The organism is Streptomyces sp. NPDC005408, from assembly GCF_040606445.1.
Classification (GTDB): domain Bacteria; phylum Actinomycetota; class Actinomycetes; order Streptomycetales; family Streptomycetaceae; genus Streptomyces.
Window position 1 is genome coordinate 165,689 of record NZ_JBEXEX010000010.1, and the last position, 18,315, is coordinate 184,003.

Genomic DNA, 18,315 nt, shown 5'->3' on the forward strand with positions numbered 1-18,315 from the left:
CCGACGGGTCCTACCGTAAATCCCGTCGGCCAGAGGGCCCCGCATACTGCCTGAATGGTTGCGCACAGCGGAATTCCCGCCCTGATTCACCAGACCTGGAAAGACACGGACGTACCCCCGGAATGGCAGAAGTGGGCTGATTCCTGGCGGACCCACCATCCCGGCTGGGGCTACCGGTTGTGGAGTGACGCGGACAATCGCGCATTCCTCCAGGAGCACTATCCGTGGTTCCTGCCGGTCTACGACGGCTATCCCGAAGCGATCATGCGGGCTGACGCGATTCGCTATTTCCTGCTCGACCACTTCGGCGGGCTCTACGTGGATCTGGACTTCGAGTGCCTGAACCCGGTCACCGGAATCCTTGACGGGCACGAACTCGTTCTCGGCTGCGAGCCCGACGCGCACACCCGGCTGCTGCTGGCCCGCCAGCGCGGATTCGACCGCATCGTCGGCAACGCGTTCATTGCGTCACGACCGGGCCATCCCTTCTGGGCCCATGTGCACCGCCAGCTGGTCGCCGCCCACAAGCTGCCCAGCGCTCTGGACGTGACGGGCCCGTTCTTCCTCACCAGAGCGATCGACAGTGCCCCGGAGCCCGGCTCGATCACCGTTCTCGGCCCGGAGATCCTGTACCCCAAGGTAAGCCCATATGCGACAGAGCTGTTCGGCCCGCAGGAGGCCGACTACGACCGCGCATACGCCGTGCACCACTGGTCGGACAGCTGGGCGGTCGACACCTCCGAGGCGCCGCGGACCTCGGCCGGCAGACGCGTCCAGTTCTGGGCGAGTCAGGAGCTGCAACCGGTCGCCGACGGCCTGATCAGCCTCGACGCGCAGCGCCGCCGCTGGGCCTCGGGCGCGCCCGCGCCGACGGTGTCCTGCCTGATGGTGACCAAGGACCGCTCGGCGACGGCGCGACGTGCGATCCGGTGCTTCCGTACCCAGACCTACCCGAACCTGGAACTGGTCGTCGTGGAGGACGGCACGGACGACGCCCTCGAGCAGCACATCCGCGAGCTGGGCGACCCGCGGATCCGTCACCACCGGCTCCCCCCGGAGGGGCGGACGCTGGGCGAACTGCGCAATGAGGCGGTGGACCGGTCCACCGGGCCCTACGTATGCCAGTGGGACGACGACGACCTGTATGACCCGGAGCGGGTCGAGACACAGATGGCCGCGATTCTCGCGCTCGGCGCCGATGCGTGTTTCCTCGCCCGTGAGCGACTGTGGTGGCCTGCCCGCCGCAAGCTCGCGGTCTCCTGTGCGCGGGTCTGGGAAGGGTCGATGGTGTGCGCGAAAGACCGGCTCCCGCGCTACCCGGCGCAACGCCGGGGCGAGGACACCCCGGTGGCGGAAGCGGTGGTCCGGACGTGCCGGGTCGTATCGGTCGACGCACCCGAGCTGTACACCTACGTGTGCCACGGAAACAACACGTTCAACGAGTCCCATTTCGCGGAGCACTTCGCCGTGGCGACCGAGACCTGGGCCGAACCCGGCGCGTACGCCGAGCGGTTGCTGGCCATGGCGACCCGGCTGCCCATCGAGCCCGGGGACATCGCCCACGCCGAGACCGGCCCCGCCGCCGCGCGAGCCGTCGAGCGACCACAGGCGGTCGTCGAGGACGCCGCGGTCCCGGCGAGTGAGCGGCCCCGGGTGCTGGTGCTCACCCCCCTCAAGGACGCGGCCGCGTTCCTGCCCGGCTATCTGGACAGCCTTCGCGCCCTGGACTACCCGCGCGAGAAGATCTCGCTGGGCCTGTTGGAGGGCGACAGCAAGGACGCGACGCCGGAACTGCTCCAGCAGGTTCTGCCCGGCCTCGAGGCCGAGTTCCGGCGGGTCACCCTCGTACACCGCGACTTCGGCCTCCAGTTGGCGGGACCCCGCTGGGAGCCGGGCGTCCAGCGCCGACGCCGGTCAGTGCTGGCCAAGGTGCGCAACCATCTGCTCTCCCGGGCCCTTGTCGACGAGGAGTGGGTGCTGTGGCTCGACGTCGATGTCACTGGCTACCCCGCCGACCTCATCCAGCGCCTGCTCGGCGCGCGCAAGGACATCGTCGTCCCGCACTGTGCCACCGCGCCCGGTGGGCCCACGTACGACCTCAACACCTTCGTCCTTCAGCCCCGCGCCGGCACACTCAACTGGTCCCAGTGGCTTCGCGACGGCATCCTTCAGCCCCCCAAGGGATTCGGCCGGATGTACCTCGACGAGTTGCGCGGGCAGGGACTCCTCCGGGTCGACTCGGTCGGCGGCACGGCATTGCTGATCCGCGCCGACCTGCACCGCGACGGCCTGACCTTCCCGTCTTTCCCGTACGAGCAGCTCATCGAGACCGAGGGTCTCGCCGCGATGGCACGGGACATGGGCACCGCCTGCTGGGCGTTGCCCGACCTGGAAGTGGTGCATCCGCATCATGCGCCGGAACCCGCGCATGCCGGGGTCATGTCCCCTTCCTGACTGGCAAGGACCGGCAAGCGTGCCGACCTGGCCATTACCCAACACGGAGTAATCATTTTGACGCGCTCCGTAATCAAATCTTACGGTGGCGTCACTGCCCCTGCCGTGAAGTTCACCGGCATTACAACGCAGCTCCCCACACCCCCGAGAGAAAGGGCCCCACTGTGAAGGCCCGTGTCATAACCTCCCTGGCCCTCCCCGCGGCTCTGGCCACGGCCGGACTGCTCACCACCGCGGAAGCGGCCTACGCCGCCGCCTTCGGTCCGGGCGCGCCGACGGCGCAGTACGGAGACCGAGAACAGCCGAAGGGCAACGTCACCCTCACCCCCGGGGCCATGGACCTCTGCACGCCCATGGGCAACGTGACCATCACCGACTACGGGTACTGCTGCACGCCGGTCGGCAACGTAACGATCACCGACTACGGGTACTGCTGCACCCCCGTCGGCAACGTCACGATCACCGACTACGGCCAGTACAGCACTCCGGTCGGCAACGTGACCATCTGTCACTACGGGCACCACCACGACTACCCGCACGATCACTACGGCCCCGATCAACAGCAGCCGCAGCCGCAGCCGCAGCGGCAGCCGCAGCCGCACAGCTAGGACGTAGACCAGCGGGTCGCCGGCGTGGCCCTGGAACAGGGCCGGGGGGTCGCCGGCCGACATGCCGGAATCCGGCCACCCGTACCTTCCGGAATCCTTCTCCCACCCGTTCCGAAGCGAAAGACGGCGCATGCCCCACAGCTCCGACCCCGTTGTCTCGGTGGTCATTCCCTGCCACAACTACGCCCGCTATCTGCCCGAGGCGGTGTCCAGCGTCCTTGCCCAGACGTTCCGCGACTGGGAACTCGTCATCGTCGACGACGGCAGCACCGACAACACCGCCGAGACGGCCCAGACGCTGATCGCCCGCCACCCCGACCGGCGCATCAGGCTGCTCCAGCAGCCCAATGCCGGGGTCTCCGCCGCGCGCAACACCGGGATCGAGGCCGCTATCGGCCGCTACATCCTGCCTCTGGACGCCGACGACGTGATCGCGCCCACCATGCTGGAGAAGACCGTTACGGTACTGGACAGCGCCCCCGGCATCACCATCGCCTCGACCGATGTCTTCACCTTCACCGACGACGATCTGCCCCCGCAGGCGATGCCCCTCCCGGCCTACAGCAGAGAACTACTGCTCCAGCGACTGATCATGTTCTATTGCTCGCTCTACCGTCGTACTGCGTGGCAGACGGTGGGCGGGTACGACGAGACCATGCGGGCCGGAGAGGACTGGGACTTCTGGATCGGCTGCGTCGAGCACGGCTTCGATGCCCACCACATCCATGAGCCGCTTTTCGGGGCGCGCAACAAGGACACCGGATTGCATCTGGAAGCCGCAGAGAACGACCTGGCCATCCGGGCGCGGATCGTGGCCAACCACCCGAGCCTGTTCAAGCCGATCACCCGTGGCTGGGCGCAGGCCGTGCTCAGCCAGGACGCGGAAGCCGGTCTGCGCGACGAGCAAGTGCCCGACGACATCCTCACCCGGGCCACCGAGATGGATCAGTTCCTCACGGCAGTCATGGCCCTGCAGCGCACCACGCGGGTGCAGTACTACCACATCAAGCGACTGGAGAAAGCGCTTGCCGCTCACAGCGGAACCGCCGGTCCGCCTCCCCAGGAGAGGGGGCCCGCCCCGACGGCCTCAGCTGTGTGACGCCCGTCAGCCAAGGGCGCGGTCAAGGTTGAATGCGGCGCTGATCAGTGAGAGATGGGTGAACGCCTGCGGGAAGTTGCCGAGTTGTTCGCCGGTCAGCCCGATTTCCTCGGCGTACAGGCCGACATGGTTGGCGTAGGTGAGCATCTTCTCGAAGGCCAGCCGGGCCTCCTCCAGCCGTCCGGCGCGGGCGAGCGCCTCGACGTACCAGAAGGAGCAGATCGAGAACGTGCCCTCGACGCCCCTGAGGCCGTCCGGGCTGGCTTCGGGGTCGTAGCGGTAGACCAACGAGTCGGACACCAGGTCCGAGGTGAGCGCGTCCAGGGTGGCGAGCCACTTGGGGTCGGTGGGTGAGATGAATTTGGCCATCGGCATCATCAGCACGGAGGCGTCGAGTACGCGGTCGTCGAGGTTCTGGACGAACGCCCCTCGCTCGGGGCACCAGCCGCGTTGCATGATCTGCCGGTAGATCGCATCACGGCTCTGCCGCCACCGGGGGAGGTCCGCGGGCAGGCCGCGCCGGTTCGCCATCCGGATGGCTCGTTCTATCGCCACCCAGCACATCAGCCGCGAATAGACAAAGTTCTTGCGTCCACCGCGCGTTTCCCACACGCCGTCGTCGGGTTGGTCCCAGTGTTCGCAGAGCCAGTCCACCAGGACACCGAGCTCGTCCCACCGATCGCTGCTGATGGGTTGTCCCCACTTGTCGTACAGATACACGGAGTCGATGAGCGCTCCGTAGATGTCCAGCTGGAGCTGGCCGGTGGCGGCATTTCCCACCCGCACCGGGGCGGATCCCAGATAGCCCTCGAGATGGGGCAGTGCACGCTCGGGCAGCTCGTTGCGCCCGTCGATTCCGTACATGATCTGCAGCGGACCCCCGGAACCGCTGCCGCGCATGATGCCGCGCTCGGACAGGAAGCGCATGAATGCCTCGGCCTCTCCGGTGAAGCCCAGCCTGAGCATGGCGTAGACACAGAAGGCGGCGTCACGGACCCATACGAACCGGTAGTCCCAGTTGCGCTCGCCGCCGATCTGCTCGGGCAGGCTGGTCGTCGGGGCGGCCACGATCGCGCCGGTCGGCGCGTAGGTGAGCAGCTTCAGTACGAGCGCGGAGCGGTGCACCATCTCCCGCCACCGGCCGTGGTAGCGCGAGCCGGCCAGCCAGTCGCGCCAGAACTTGACGGTGGTCTCGAACTGGTCCTCCGCCTCGGCCTGGGGGCAGGCTCGCGGGATGACGTCATCACTGATCGGGTCGAGGGCGAACACGGCGGACTCGCCTTCGAGGAGCTTGAAGCGAGACCGCGCGTCCAGGCCGTCGCACTCCAGCGGCGCGGTGGCGGTCAGCGCCAACGACAGGCTCTCGGACCGGAACAGTACGGTGTTCCCCTGCAGCTGCGCGGAATGCGGCTCGGCCCCGTACTCGAAGCGGGGGGCCACCCGCGCTGTGAACGGCAGCGATCCCCGGACGCAGATCACCCGCCGGATCAGCCGGTGCGGGGCCGCGCCCGAGTCGTCGGTGATCGGCATGAAGTCCTGGATCTCGGCCACCCCGTCGGAGGCGAAGAACCGCGTGATGAGAACGTTGGTGTCGGGAAAGTAGAACTGCCGGGTTCGCGTCGGCACGTCGGCGGCCAGTTCGAACGATCCGCCCCGGTTCGCGTCCAGAATGGAGGCGAACACGCTCGGCGAGTCGAAGCGCGGGCAACAGTACCAATCGATCGTGCCGTTGGTGCCCACGAGCGCCGCACTGTGAAGATCGCCGATGAGGCCGTGTTCCGCGATCGGCAGATAGGGCGAGAGGCCCGCTTGTCCGAATCCGGCGTTCGCCATACCGGCCTCCCTACGACCGCAGGGCGCGCATAGTGCGTACACGTGATGGTAGATCTCCACGGCCGCGGCGGCTTGGTGTTTGCTTCGTCAAGCAACTAAGATGGAGGCATGCCCACCGCCGAGCAGCCGCTGCAGCCCCTGACCACGGACGAGGAAGCGCTGTTGCGCGAGCTCGGCCGGGTGATGATCGTCATGCCCCGAGTGATCGACGCCGACATGATGCGCGAGCAGCATCTGCCGCTCTCCGAGTACACGACACTGATGCATTTGTCCGAGGCCCCGAACCGGCTGATGCGCATGAGCGAGCTCGCCGCCGTCTGCAACCTCTCGCTGAGCGGGATGACCCGCATCGTCACCCGCCTGGAGAAGCACGGACTGATCGAACGAGCCAAGTGCGACGAGGACGCCCGCGGGTGGAACGCCGTCCTCACCGATGCGGGCCTCGCGCGGCTGGAACAGGCGTGGCCCGCCCACCTCGCCAGCGCCCGCCGCCACGTCTTCGACCACCTCGAAGGCACCGACCTGGCCCGACTCACCCACGCACTGCGGCGTATCGCGACCTGATCCACCCGGTGAAGATCCGAGGAGTACGACATGGCCAGAGACATCACGCTCGGCCTTGACACGTTCGGTGACGTGACGAACGACGCCGAAGGCAATCCGCTGTCGCACGGCCAGACCATCCGCCGTCTCGTCGAGGAAGGCGTCCTCGCCGACCAGGTCGGCCTGGACCACTTCGGCATCGGCGAGCACCACACCGACACGATGCCGCTCTCGGCTGCCGACGTCGTGCTCGCGGCCATCGCGTCGCGCACCTCACACATCCGCCTCGGTTCGGCAGTGACGGTGATCAGCTCCGACGATCCCGTCCGCGTCTTCCAGCGCTACGCCACTCTCGACGGCGTCTCCGGCGGTCGCGCCGAGGTGATCCTCGGCCGGGGGTCGAGTATCGAGTCCTTCCCGATCTTCGGCTATGACCTGAGCGACTACGAGGAGCTGTTCGAGGAGAAGCTCAGCCTCTTCGCCGAGCTTCTCCGGGAGAAGCCCGTGACGTGGTCCGGCAACACCCGCGCGTCCCTCGACGGTCTCTCCGTCTACCCGCACAGCGAGTCGGGATCGATCCCGACCTGGGTCGGCGTCGGCGGCAGCCCCGAGTCGGTCGTCCGGACCGCCCGGTACGGGTTCTCGCTGATGCTCGCGATCATCGGGGGCGAGACAGCCCGCTTCGCGCCGTTCTCACGGCTGTTCCGCCAGGCGCTGGAGAAGTTCGGGCAACCGCAGCGGCCCGTCGGCGTCCATGCCCCCGGCCATGTCGCCGCCACCGACGAGCAGGCGGTGGAGGAGTTCCTGCCCGCCTTCGAAGCCGTGATTCGAAGCGTGTCCAAGCAGCGCGGTTTCCGCACTCCGACCCGTGAGTCCCTCATGCGCGACGTCGGCCCCGGCGGCGCGCTGCACATCGGATCGCCCGAAACCGTGGCCCGCAAGATCACGGCGACGCTCACGGACCTCGACGCGACGCGTTTCGATCTGAAGTACGGGATGAACGGGATGTCTCACAGCGCAGTCATGAGCAATATCGAGCTGTTCGGGACCAAGGTGGCACCGCTGGTACGCGAGATGATGGGTACCTGACGCCTCGGCGTCCAACTGCTCCCGGGGATGTCGGAGGACAGGGTGGGCGAGGATCGAACCATGACGGACGCGGACCCCGGGCTCTTCGGGCCGGACTCCGTCACCTGGCAGATGCACGGCGACCCGATGATGTGGGTCGCCGGGGTGCGCGCCCTCTACCTCCAGGCACTGCACCCCCGCGCCGTACGCGGCGTCATGCAGAACAGCGACTTCCGGAAGGACGCCTGGGGACGCCTCATGCGCACGGCGGACTTCGTCGGCACCATCACCTACGGCACCGCCCCGGCCGCCGAGCGCGCGGGCGCCCGGGTCCGCCGCATCCACACCCGCCTGGGAGCCACCGACCCCGTCACCGGTGAGCGCTACGGCGTCGACGAGCCCGAGCTGCTGCTGTGGGTGCACTGCGCCGAGGTCGGCTCCTACCTCGACGTCGGACGCCGCTCCGGCTTCCCGCTCAGCGACGCCCAGGCCGACCGCTATCTCGGCGAACAGCGCGCAGCCGCCCGCCTCGTCGGACTCGACCCGGCCGATGTGCCCGCGTCCACCGAGGAGCTCGCCGCCTACTTCGAGCGGGTGCGCCCCGAGCTCGCCGCCGGACCCGAGGCGCACGACGTGGACGACTTTCTGCAGCGGCCGCCCATCAACCCCGTGCTCGTCCCGGCGCGCGACCTGCTGTGGCGGCGCGTGGCCGCACTCGCGTACAACGCACTGCCCCCTTACGCCCATGAGCTATACGGCAGACCGGCGCCCACCCCAGAACGCGTCACGCATCAGCTGATCGCCACCGGTAACCTGCTGCGCTGCATTCCCTCCCGTCTGCGCTGGCAACTCCCGCCAGGTCACATCTTGAAAGCGATGGCGCGACTCGGCCCCGGCAGCCGCCCGGCCCCGTACAAACTGCGCAGACAGGAGGCCATACTGGACGGGCCGGGGAGGGCGCAGCTCAGCGACGGGGGCGACAGCACGCGATGGCGGAAACCAGGCTGATCCAAGGCCGGTACCGACTGCTCGATCTCATCGGGCGCGGCGGCATGGGCGAGGTGTGGCGGGCGCGCGACGAGTCGCTCGGGCGCAATGTCGCGGTCAAGTGCCTCAAACCACTGGGTCCGCAGCACGACCAGAACTTCACGCGGGTGCTGCGCGAGCGCTTCCGGCGCGAGGCGCGGGTCGCCGCCGCGCTCCAGCACCGCGGGGTGACCGTCGTCCACGATTTCGGCGAGTTCGAAGGCGTGCTCTATCTGGTCATGGAGCTGCTTCAGGGCCGCAATCTCAGCCAGCTGCTGGAAGAGAACAAACAGCATCCGCTGCCGGTGCCCGAGGTCGTCGACATCGCCGAACAGGTCGCCGACGCGCTCGCGTACACCCATGAACAGGGCATCGTCCACCGTGACTTGAAGCCCGCCAACATCATGCGGCTCACCGACGGAACGGTGAAGATCTGCGACTTCGGCATCGCCCGCCTCGCCGCGGACATCGGCTTCACCTCCAAGCTGACCGGCACGGGCATCGCCATGGGCACCCCGCACTACATGTCCCCCGAGCAGATCAGCGGCGACCATGTCGACCATCGCAGCGACCTGTACTCCCTGGGCTGTGTGCTTTACGAGATCGCCACCGGCGCCCCGCCCTTCGACCACGACGACACCTGGGCCGTCCTCGTCGGACACCGCGACACCCCGCCGCAGCCGCTGCGCACCCATCGCGCCGAGATCCCCGAGTACTTCCAGCGAATCGTCCTCGACCTGCTTGCCAAGACCCCCGAGGGACGGCCCGACGACGCGAAGGACCTGCGGCTGCGGATCGGCTCGGCCGCGGGCCAGGGGCAGCCGCACCGGGCCGTGCCGGGGCCGCGCCCCGAACAGCCGGCGTCCCGTGAACCGCACCTCCCGTCCTGGACCCGCGGCATGACGACCGGCCACAAGGCGACCGGCACCTCGGTGCTGCGGCCCGCGCTGCCCGACCACACCGCGGGCCTGACCGGCGAGTGGACGACCTACACCGATCCGCGCGGCGGCCCGCTGCTGCCGCCGCGCGCCAGGCCCGAGCGCCCCACGCCGTCGCCGGAACTGCTCGCCGTGCTCGCCAGCCGCCACAACGCGGGTCTCAGCCTCGGCCGCCTCGGCCGCTGGGAGGAGGCGGGCGAAGTGCACCGCGCGGTCGCCGCCGAACGCGAACACGCCCTGGGCCCCGACCACCTGGACACCCTGGCCAGCCGCTACGAGGTCGGCTTCACGCTGAGCCGGACGGGGCGCGCCGCCGACGCCCTGCGGGAGTTCGCCCGGGTCGCGGACGGCCGCGAGCGGACCGTGGGCCCCGACCATCCCGAGACGCTCGCCGCCCGCCAGGAGACGGCGTACGTCCTCGGTCAGCTCGGCAGGCACTTCGAGGCCCACGAGGTGTACGCGGCGGTGCTCGACTCCCGTGAGCGCACGATGGGGCACGAACACCCCGACACTCTGCGCTGCCGGCACAACCTCGCCTTCAACCTCAGCCGTCTGGGCCGTCTCGAGGACTCGTACCGCATGGCGTACGACGTCGCCGCGGCGCGGGCCCGGGTGCTCGGCGCCGAACATCCGGACACGCTCGTCACTCGGTACGAAGTCGCGTACGCGCTGGGACAGCTGGGGCGCTGGAGCGAGGCGCTGCAGACCTACCGCGAGGTGGCCGTCTCACGTGCAAGGGCGCTGGGCGCCGACCATCCCGACACGCTCTCCGCACGATACGAGGTCGGCATCAGCCTCGGCAGGCTCGGCCGCAGCGCGGAGGCCCTGGAGCTGTACCGCGACCTCGTCGACGACCGCATCCGCGTGCACGGGCCCGCCGACCCCGAGACACTGCGCGCCCGCCACGGCCTCGGCGTGAACCTCGGCCGGCTCGCCCGCTGGGAGGAGGCCCTCGTCGAGGCCCGCGACGTGTGCGCGCTGCGCGAACGTGTCCTCGGCCCCGACCATCCCGACACCCTCGTCAGCCGCCGCGAGGTGGCCGTGGGCCTCGGCTGGCTCGGCCGCTGGGCGGACGCGCTGGCCGTCTACGGCCAGGTCGCGGGGGCACGGGAGCGGGTGCTGGGCATCGACCACCCCGACGCGCTGGCCAGCCGTAACGACGAGGCGCACTGCCTGGAGCAGCTGGGCCGCCACACGGAGGCGGTCGACCTGTACCGGCGCGTCGCGGCCCTGCGGCAGCAGCGAGGCGCGCAGGGCCGTTAGGGGGTGTCTTTCGGATCTTGCCGGGCTCGCGCTGATCGACCGGACAGGAGCCAGCGGTTAGGGTCCGGCCATGCCCGCACACACTTCGTACGACGTCGTGATCGTCGGCGGCGGCCACAACGGCCTGGTCGCCGCCGCCTACCTCGCCCGCGCCGGACGCACCGTCCTCGTCCTGGAGCGCCGTGGAAACACCGGCGGAGCGGCCGTGTCCACCCGTCCCTTCGACGGGGTCGACGCCCGGCTCTCCCGCTACTCGTATCTCGTCTCGCTGCTGCCGGACAAGATCGTGCGCGACCTGGGGCTTAGCTTCGCCGTCCGTAAGCGAACCGTCTCCTCGTACACCCCCAAGGGCACCGGCGGTCTGCTCGTGGGCGGTGACGGAACCCGGGAGTCGTTCGCCCGCCTCACCGGCGGGGACCGGGAGTACGAGTCCTGGCAGGACTTCTACGGGATGACTGGACGCGTCGCCGAGCGCGTCTTCCCGACCCTCACCGAGCCGCTGCCGACCCGCGAGGCGCTGCGTGCCCGCATCGACGACGAGACGGCGTGGCGCACTCTCTTCGAGGAGCCCATCGGCGTGGCGATCGAGAAGCGCTTCGCCGACGATCTCGTACGGGGAGTGGTGCTGACGGACGCCCTGATCGGCACCTTCGCCGACGCCCATGACACCTCGCTGCTCCAGAACCGCTGCTTCCTCTACCACGTCATCGGCGGCGGGACCGGGGACTGGGACGTGCCGGTGGGCGGCATGGGCGCGCTGACCGACGCACTCGCGGACGCGGCGCGCGCGGCGGGAGCCGAGATCGCGGTACTGCACGAGGTGACCGGGATCGAGACCGACGGCGAGCGGGCCGAGGTCTCCTTCCGCGCCGACACGGCGGAGGGCACCGTCGCCGCCGGACACGTCCTGGTGAACGCCTCACCGCAGGCCCTGGCCGCCCTCCTCGGCGAGGAGCCTCCCGCGGCCGCCGAAGGCGCCCAGCTCAAGGTCAATATGCTGCTGCGCCGGCTGCCGCGGCTGCGCGACCGCTCGGTCGACCCGCGCGACGCGTTCTCCGGAACCTTCCATGTCTCCGAGGGGTACGGGCAGTTGGCGACGGCGTACCGGGAGGCGGCCGAAGGGCGGCTGCCGAGCGCGCCGCCGTCGGAGATCTACTGCCACTCCCTGACCGACCCGTCCATCCTCGGACCCGAGCTCGTGGCGCAGGGCTACCAGACGCTGACCCTCTTCGGGCTGCACACTCCGGCCCGGCTCTTCGCCGCCGACAACGACGCCGCGCGCAGCGAACTGCTCGCGGCGACCATCGCAGAGCTGGACTCCCATCTGGATGAGCCGATCGCCGACTGTCTCGCGCTCGACGAGAACGGTGAGCCGTGCATCGAAGCGAAGACCCCGCTGGACCTCGAACAGGAACTGCGGCTGCCCGGCGGCCATATCTTCCACCGAGACCTCGCCTTCCCCTACGCCACCGAGACCAGCGGGCGCTGGGGCGTCGAGACGACCCACGCCAATGTGCTGCTGTGCGGCGCGGGCGCCGTGCGCGGCGGCGGGGTCAGCGGCGTGCCGGGGCACAACGCCGCGATGGCGGTGCTCGGCGGATAGCTCCCTCGGCTCAGTCCCCGGACGCCGCCCAGCCGTTGGCCTCGATCCGGGCGGCGTCCGCGGGCCGCGACTCGTCGAAGACCGCACGCCCGCTGTCCTCGACCCGTAGTCCGTCGACGTACACCCCGCGGCCGACATAGAGCTGATCGGTCGCGTACCGCCAGCGCAGCCGCACCGTCGAGCCACGCCACGCCGAGAGATCCGCGGTGAGGCGGTGCCAGACACGCCCGGACCAGCCGGTCGCCGACCCTGTCGGGTGCGGCTGCGGATCGGCCCCCTTGCGTACGGTCGTGAACGGGACCGCCTGCCAGCCCGCGCCGTCGTCCGCCGAGCCCTCAAGGAACAGCGCGTCGGACCCGGGCTCGGTGTCCCACCACAGCGAGCAGCACAGCTGCGCCCGCTGCGAGGCGAGGGCGATCGCGGGGAGGGTGAGGACGGCGTTGGTGGCACCGGCCATGCCGGCGAACCAGGCGGTGCGGCCGCGCTGGGGGCGCACGGCGACCGCGCGGGCCATGTTGTTGGCGGCTGCCACCCGCGGTGCGCTGCCGGAGCGCCAACTGCGCACCGGATGCACTGAGTTGCCGAGCACGATCAGGTACGAGTCGGTGCTCGGGTCGAGCACCATGCTGGTGCCGGTGAAGCCGGTGTGGCCCGCGGTGCGGGGTGTGGCCATCGCCCCCATGTACCAGTGCTGGTAGAGCTCGAAGCCGAGGCCGTGCTCATCGCCGGGGAAGGCGGTGTTGAAGTCGGTGAACATCAGCTCCACGGACGCGTCGCGCAGAATGCGGGACCGTCCGTACACACCGCCGTTGAGGAGGGTGCGGGCGAGGATCGCGAGGTCCCAGGCGCAGGAGAAGACACCGGCGTGACCGGCGACGCCGCCGAAGCTGAAGGCGTTCTCGTCGTGCACCTCGCCCCAGACCAGACCGCGGTCAAGGCCCGACCAGGGCAGCCGGGCGTCCTCGGTGGCGGCGATCTTCGGCTTCCAGGAGGCGGGCGGATTGAAGCGAGTGCGGTGCATCCCGAGTGGAGCAGTGATCTCGTTCTGGAGCAGCACATCCAGAGAGTGACCGGTGATCTTCTCCAGGATCAGCTGAAGCGAGATCAGATTGAGGTCGGAGTAGAGGTACTTGGTGCCGGGAGGACTGGCCGGGGCCTCGTTCCACAGCAGCCGCAGCTTCCCCTCCCTCGTCGGCTCCTTGTACAGCGGAATCCAGGCGCGGAACCCCGAGGTGTGGGTCAGCAACTGGCGCACGGTGATGTCCTGCTTGCCCGCGCCACCGAAATCCGGGAGATACGAGGCGACCTCGGCCTCCAGCTCCAGCGTGCCCCGCTCGATCTGCTGCACCGCCAGAATCGAGGTGAACAGCTTCGAGACGGACGCCAGATCGAAGACGGTGTCCTCGGCCATCGAAATCTGCCGGTCCGCCGGGAACTCCACGCCCGTGTCGGTCTTCTCGTCGTACGCCGCATAGCGCACCGCCTTGCCGATGGGCCGGTGCAGCGCCACCGTGCCGCCGCGCCCCGCGAGCAGCACCGCTCCCGCGTACCACGGGTGCTTGGGGGACGGGCCGAGGAACTTCTCGGCGTCGGTGACGAGCCGGTCCAGGTGGGCGGGGATCAGCCCGGCCTGCTCGGCGGAGCCGCGCCGCAGAGCCGGCCGCCCGGCGCCGGACCCACCACCCGCAGACCCCCCTTCCGCCCCCGAGCCGGACCGGGCCGCCCAACCGCCTCCCGGGCCCGAAGCCGCCTCGGCGAAGGGAATCGGTGCGAGCGCGAGCGCCCCGCCCAGCGCGAGTACTCCGCTGCCGAGCCTGCGCCGGCTGATCCCTCTGCCCGCTGCGTCCTCTGTCATCCAGCACCCTCCTGAAAGTATCTTTCGGGATCCGACACGGCAGTGAAACTTTCTTGCCGGGGCCGGGTGGTGTCAACCACCTCAAAGAATCTGACACAGCATCAGAAAATCTCTTCCCTCGTCCGGCGGGCTGCGGCATCCTGCGGCCCATGGAGACGGAGCTGAGCAAGAGACTGGGAATCGAGCACGCCATCTTCGGCTTCACGCCGTTCCCCGCGGTGGCCGCCGCCATCAGCAGGGCCGGTGGATTCGGGGTACTCGGCGCGGTCCGTTACACCGCGCCCGACGACCTCAAACGCGACCTCGACTGGATGCAGGAGCACACCGCAGGAGTGCCCTACGGCCTCGATGTCGTCATGCCCGCCAAGAAGGTCGAGGGCGTGACCGAGGCCGACGTCGAGGCGATGATCCCCGAGGGCCACCGGCAGTTTGTCAGCGAAACCCTCGCCAAGCACGGAGTCCCCGAACTCCCCGAGGGAGAGGCATCCGGCTGGCGCATCACGGGATGGATGGAACAGGTCGCCCGCAACCAGCTCGACGTCGCCTTCGACTATCCGATCAAGCTGCTCGCCAACGCCCTCGGCTCGCCGCCGGCCGATGTCGTCCAGCGCGCCCACGACCACGGCATCCTCGTAGCGGCCCTCGCCGGAAGCTCAAGGCACGCACGCCACCACGCCGACGCGGGCATCGACATCGTCGTCGCGCAGGGCTACGAAGCAGGCGGCCACACCGGCGAAATCGCCTCCATGGTCCTCACACCCGAAGTCGTCGACGCCGTGAACCCTCTTCCCGTACTCGCCGCGGGCGGCATCGGCAGCGGCGAGCAGATCGCCGCCGCTCTCGCCCTCGGCGCCCAGGGCGCCTGGCTCGGCTCCCTCTGGCTCACCACCACCGAGGCCGACCTCCACTCCCGCGCGCTGACCGAGAAGCTCCTCGCCGCGGGTTCCGGCGACACCGTCCGCTCCCGCGCCCTGACCGGCAAACCGGCCCGCCAGCTGCGGACCGAATGGACCGACGCCTGGGACGACCAGAACGGCCCCGGCACCCTTCCCATGCCGCTCCAGGGACTGCTCGTCGCCGACGCCGTCTCGCGGATCCAGAAGTACGAAGTGGGCCCCCTGCTCGGCACGCCCGTGGGCCAGATCGTCGGCCGCATGAACACCGAACGCAGCGTGCGGCAGGTCTTCGACGAGCTGACACGCGGCTTCGAGCGGGCCGTGGACCGAATCAACCGCATCGCCGGAAGGAGCCAGTCGTGAGTGAACAGCCCAACGGCTTCTGGGCCCAGGCGGCCGCCGACCCCGGCCGTACGATCCTGATCGCACCGGACGGCGAGGCATGGAGCGCGGGGCGGCTGCACGCGGCCGTGAACCAGCTCGTCCATGGCCTGCGCGCGGCCGGTCTCGAGAAGGGCGACTCGTTCGCCGTCGTCCTGCCCAACGGCGTCGAGTTCTTCACCGCGTATCTCGCGGCCTCCCAGGCGGGGCTCTATCTCGTCCCCGTCAACCACCATCTCGTAGGCCCCGAGATCGCCTGGATCGTCGCCGACTCCGGCGCCAAGGTGCTCATCGCGCACGAGCGCTTCGCGGACGCCGCGACGGCCGCCGCTGATGAGGCGAAGCTCCCCGCAAGCCGTCGCTACGCCGTGGGCTCGGTCGGGGGCTTCCGTCCGTACGCCGAACTCCTCGACGGGCAGCCGGAGTCCGTGCCGGGCGACCGGGCGCTCGGCTGGGTCATGAACTACACGTCGGGCACCACCGGCCGACCGCGCGGCATCCGCCGCCCGCTGTCAGGGAAGCTCCCCGAGGAGACGTATCTCGGCGGCTTCCTCGGCATCTTCGGCATCAGGCCCTTCGACGACAACGTCCATCTCGTCTGCTCGCCGCTCTACCACACCGCCGTACTCCAATTCGCGGGCGCCGCCCTGCACATCGGGCATCCGCTGGTCCTGATGGACAAGTGGACGCCCGAGGAGATGCTGCGCCTCATCGATGCGTACGAGTGCACTCATACGCACATGGTGCCGACGCAGTTCCACCGGCTGCTCGCGCTGCCCGGCACGGTGAAGGAGCGCTACGACGTCAGCTCGATGCGGCATGCCATCCATGGCGCCGCCCCCTGCCCCGACCATGTGAAGCGGGCGATGATCGACTGGTGGGGCACCTGCGTCGAGGAGTACTACGCGGCGAGCGAGGGCGGCGGCGCCTTCGCCACCGCCGAGGACTGGCTGAAGAAGCCGGGCACCGTCGGCAAGGCCTGGCCCATCAGCGAGCTGGCCGTCTTCGACGACGACGGCAACATGCTCCCGCCCGGTGAACTGGGCACCGTGTACATGAAGATGAGCACCGGCGGCTTCAGCTACCACAAGGACGAGGCCAAGACGAAGAAGAACCGCATCGGCGAGTTCTTCACCGTCGGCGACCTCGGCATCCTCGACGAGGACGGCTATCTCTTCCTCCGCGACCGCAAGATCGACATGATCATCTCGGGCGGCGTCAATATCTACCCCGCCGAGATCGAATCCGCGCTGCTGACTCATCCCGCCGTGGCGGACGCGGCCGCGTTCGGGATCCCGCACGCCGACTGGGGCGAGGAGGTCAAGGCGGTCGTCGAACCGGCCGAAGGCCATGAGGCGGGCCCCGCGCTCGCCGCGGAGATTCTCGCCCACTGCGAACGCCAACTGGCGGGCTACAAGCGCCCCAAGACGGTGGACTTCACCGAGGTCATGCCGCGCGACCCGAACGGCAAGCTCTACAAGCGCAGGCTGCGCGCGCCGTACTGGGAGGGACACGAACGGGCCATGTGAGCCCCCTTGGGGGGTCCCGCTCCGGCCGCGGTCGAGCTGACGCCGCCCGCCCGGACGGCGCAGCACCTCGCGCGGGCCGCCCGGCCCTCTGGCAGCGTGACCGGCATGAGCACCGGCACGGCGACGGCAGGGCTGGCACGTCGGTGGACCACCTGGGTGCCGATCGCCGCCGCGGTCGCCCTGGCGTTCGCCTGGGGCCGGGAGCTGCCAGGTCCCGGTGTCGCCGTCATCGGGTTCTGCCTGCTCGGGGCCGTGCTCGCCGCCGTGCACCACGCCGAAGTCGTCGCCCACCGGGTCGGCGAGCCCTTCGGCTCACTCGTCCTCGCCGTCGCCGTCACCGTCATCGAAGTGGGTCTCATCGTCACGCTGATGGCCGGTGGCGGCGAGAAGACGTCCACCTACGCCAGGGACACCGTCTTCGCCGCCGTCATGATCACCTGCAACGGCATCGTCGGACTGTCCGTCCTGCTCGGAGCCCTGCGCAACCGCGTGGCCGTCTTCAACGCCGAGGGCGCGGGCGCGGCTCTCGCGACCGTCTGCACCCTTGCCACCATGACGCTCGTCCTGCCCACCTTCACGACGAGCCAGCCGGGCTCCGAGTTCACCGGCGCCCAACTGGCCTTCGCCGCCATCGCTTCGCTGTGCGTGTACGCACTCTTCGTCACCGTGCAGACGGTGCGCCACCGCGACTACTTCCTGCCCATGCCGACCGAGGGCCGGTCTGAGGGGCCCGACCAGCACGCTCCGCCGCCCAGCGAGAGCCAGACCTGGTGGAGCATCGGCCTGCTGCTCGTGGCGCTCGTCGCCGTCGTCGGCAACGCCAAACTCGTCTCGCCGACCATCGAGGACGGTGTGAAGTCGGCCGGGCTGCCGAAGGCCGTCGTCGGCGTCGTCATCGCCCTCATGGTGCTCGCGCCAGAGACGCTCGCCGCCCTGCGCGCCGCCCGCCGCGATCGCCTGCAGACGAGCCTCAACCTCGCCTACGGCTCCGCCATCGCCAGCATCGGCCTGACCATCCCGGCCATCGCGCTCGCCTCAATCTGGCTGTCCGGGCCCCTGGTCCTGGGTGAGGACGCAACCCATATGGTGCTGCTCACGCTCACCGCCGTGGTGAGCGTGCTGACCGTGGTGCCCGGACGAGCCACTCTCCTTCAGGGCGGCGTGCACATGGCTCTATTCGCCGCCTTCGTCTTCCTCTCGTTCAGCCCCTGAGCCGTCA

Annotated in this window: 13 protein-coding genes; 11 read left to right on the forward strand and 2 right to left on the reverse strand. The window is 69.7% G+C overall.

Going from position 1 to position 18,315, the window contains the following annotated elements; translation table 11 throughout:
• The first annotated feature begins 54 nt into the window (after nucleotides 1-54).
• From ABZS64_RS13135 to ABZS64_RS13145, 3 genes are all read left to right on the forward strand, one after another.
• Entirely contained in the window at nucleotides 55-2,454 is a 2,400-nt protein-coding gene (locus ABZS64_RS13135) for a glycosyltransferase (protein ID WP_355827441.1), read from the forward strand.
• A 164-nt stretch (nucleotides 2,455-2,618) separates the two neighbouring features.
• Entirely contained in the window at nucleotides 2,619-3,062 is a 444-nt protein-coding gene (locus ABZS64_RS13140) for a hypothetical protein (RefSeq protein ID WP_355827444.1), read from the forward strand.
• A gap of 130 nt (nucleotides 3,063-3,192) precedes the next feature.
• Complete coding sequence (locus ABZS64_RS13145; RefSeq protein WP_355827447.1) at nucleotides 3,193-4,161, forward strand: glycosyltransferase family A protein; 969 nt, start codon at nucleotides 3,193-3,195, stop codon at nucleotides 4,159-4,161.
• A 6-nt stretch (nucleotides 4,162-4,167) separates the two neighbouring features.
• Here the strand turns inward: ABZS64_RS13145 and ABZS64_RS13150 are convergent, their stop codons facing one another.
• Nucleotides 4,168-5,994: a glycoside hydrolase family 15 protein gene (locus ABZS64_RS13150; RefSeq protein WP_355827450.1), complete on the reverse strand. Its 1,827-nt coding sequence runs from the start codon at nucleotides 5,992-5,994 to the stop codon at nucleotides 4,168-4,170.
• 108 nt (nucleotides 5,995-6,102) lie between these two features.
• Here ABZS64_RS13150 and ABZS64_RS13155 point away from each other — a divergent pair, with 108 nt between their 5' ends.
• The 5 genes from ABZS64_RS13155 to ABZS64_RS13175 all read left to right on the forward strand — a co-directional run bounded on the left by ABZS64_RS13155 (nucleotide 6,103) and on the right by ABZS64_RS13175 (nucleotide 12,435).
• Nucleotides 6,103-6,558, forward strand: a complete 456-nt coding sequence (locus tag ABZS64_RS13155) for a MarR family transcriptional regulator (RefSeq protein WP_355827453.1) — start codon at nucleotides 6,103-6,105, stop codon at nucleotides 6,556-6,558.
• A gap of 30 nt (nucleotides 6,559-6,588) precedes the next feature.
• A complete protein-coding gene (locus tag ABZS64_RS13160; RefSeq protein WP_355827455.1) occupies nucleotides 6,589-7,626 on the forward strand; it encodes an LLM class flavin-dependent oxidoreductase in 1,038 nt (345 codons plus the stop codon).
• Nucleotides 7,627-7,686: 60 nt separating this feature from the next.
• Nucleotides 7,687-8,613, forward strand: a complete 927-nt coding sequence (locus ABZS64_RS13165) for an oxygenase MpaB family protein (RefSeq protein ID WP_355827458.1) — start codon at nucleotides 7,687-7,689, stop codon at nucleotides 8,611-8,613.
• Nucleotides 8,595-10,832 carry a serine/threonine-protein kinase gene (locus tag ABZS64_RS13170; RefSeq protein WP_355827461.1) on the forward strand — a complete coding sequence of 746 codons (2,238 nt, stop codon included), beginning with the start codon at nucleotides 8,595-8,597 and terminating at the stop codon, nucleotides 10,830-10,832. Before ABZS64_RS13165 ends, ABZS64_RS13170 begins: the two co-directional genes overlap by 19 nt.
• Before the next feature lie 70 nt (nucleotides 10,833-10,902).
• Complete coding sequence (locus tag ABZS64_RS13175; protein WP_355827464.1) at nucleotides 10,903-12,435, forward strand: NAD(P)/FAD-dependent oxidoreductase; 1,533 nt, start codon at nucleotides 10,903-10,905, stop codon at nucleotides 12,433-12,435.
• Nucleotides 12,436-12,445: 10 nt separating this feature from the next.
• On the opposite strand, the gene ABZS64_RS13180 is transcribed toward ABZS64_RS13175, so the two are convergent.
• The gene (locus tag ABZS64_RS13180) at nucleotides 12,446-14,290 is read right to left on the reverse strand and encodes a serine hydrolase (RefSeq protein ID WP_355827466.1); all 1,845 of its coding nucleotides are present in this window, start codon (nucleotides 14,288-14,290) and stop codon (nucleotides 12,446-12,448) included.
• Between the two features lie 149 nt (nucleotides 14,291-14,439).
• Here ABZS64_RS13180 and ABZS64_RS13185 point away from each other — a divergent pair, with 149 nt between their 5' ends.
• From ABZS64_RS13185 to ABZS64_RS13195, 3 genes are all read left to right on the forward strand, one after another.
• Nucleotides 14,440-15,549 (forward strand): nitronate monooxygenase family protein, encoded by a 1,110-nt coding sequence (locus ABZS64_RS13185; RefSeq protein WP_355827469.1) that lies wholly within the window; start codon nucleotides 14,440-14,442, stop codon nucleotides 15,547-15,549.
• Nucleotides 15,546-17,096 (forward strand): acyl-CoA synthetase, encoded by a 1,551-nt coding sequence (locus tag ABZS64_RS13190; RefSeq protein WP_355827472.1) that lies wholly within the window; start codon nucleotides 15,546-15,548, stop codon nucleotides 17,094-17,096. Before ABZS64_RS13185 ends, ABZS64_RS13190 begins: the two co-directional genes overlap by 4 nt.
• A 105-nt stretch (nucleotides 17,097-17,201) precedes the next feature.
• A complete protein-coding gene (locus tag ABZS64_RS13195; protein WP_355827475.1) occupies nucleotides 17,202-18,308 on the forward strand; it encodes an ionic transporter y4hA in 1,107 nt (368 codons plus the stop codon).
• The last annotated feature ends 7 nt before the right edge of the window (nucleotides 18,309-18,315 follow it).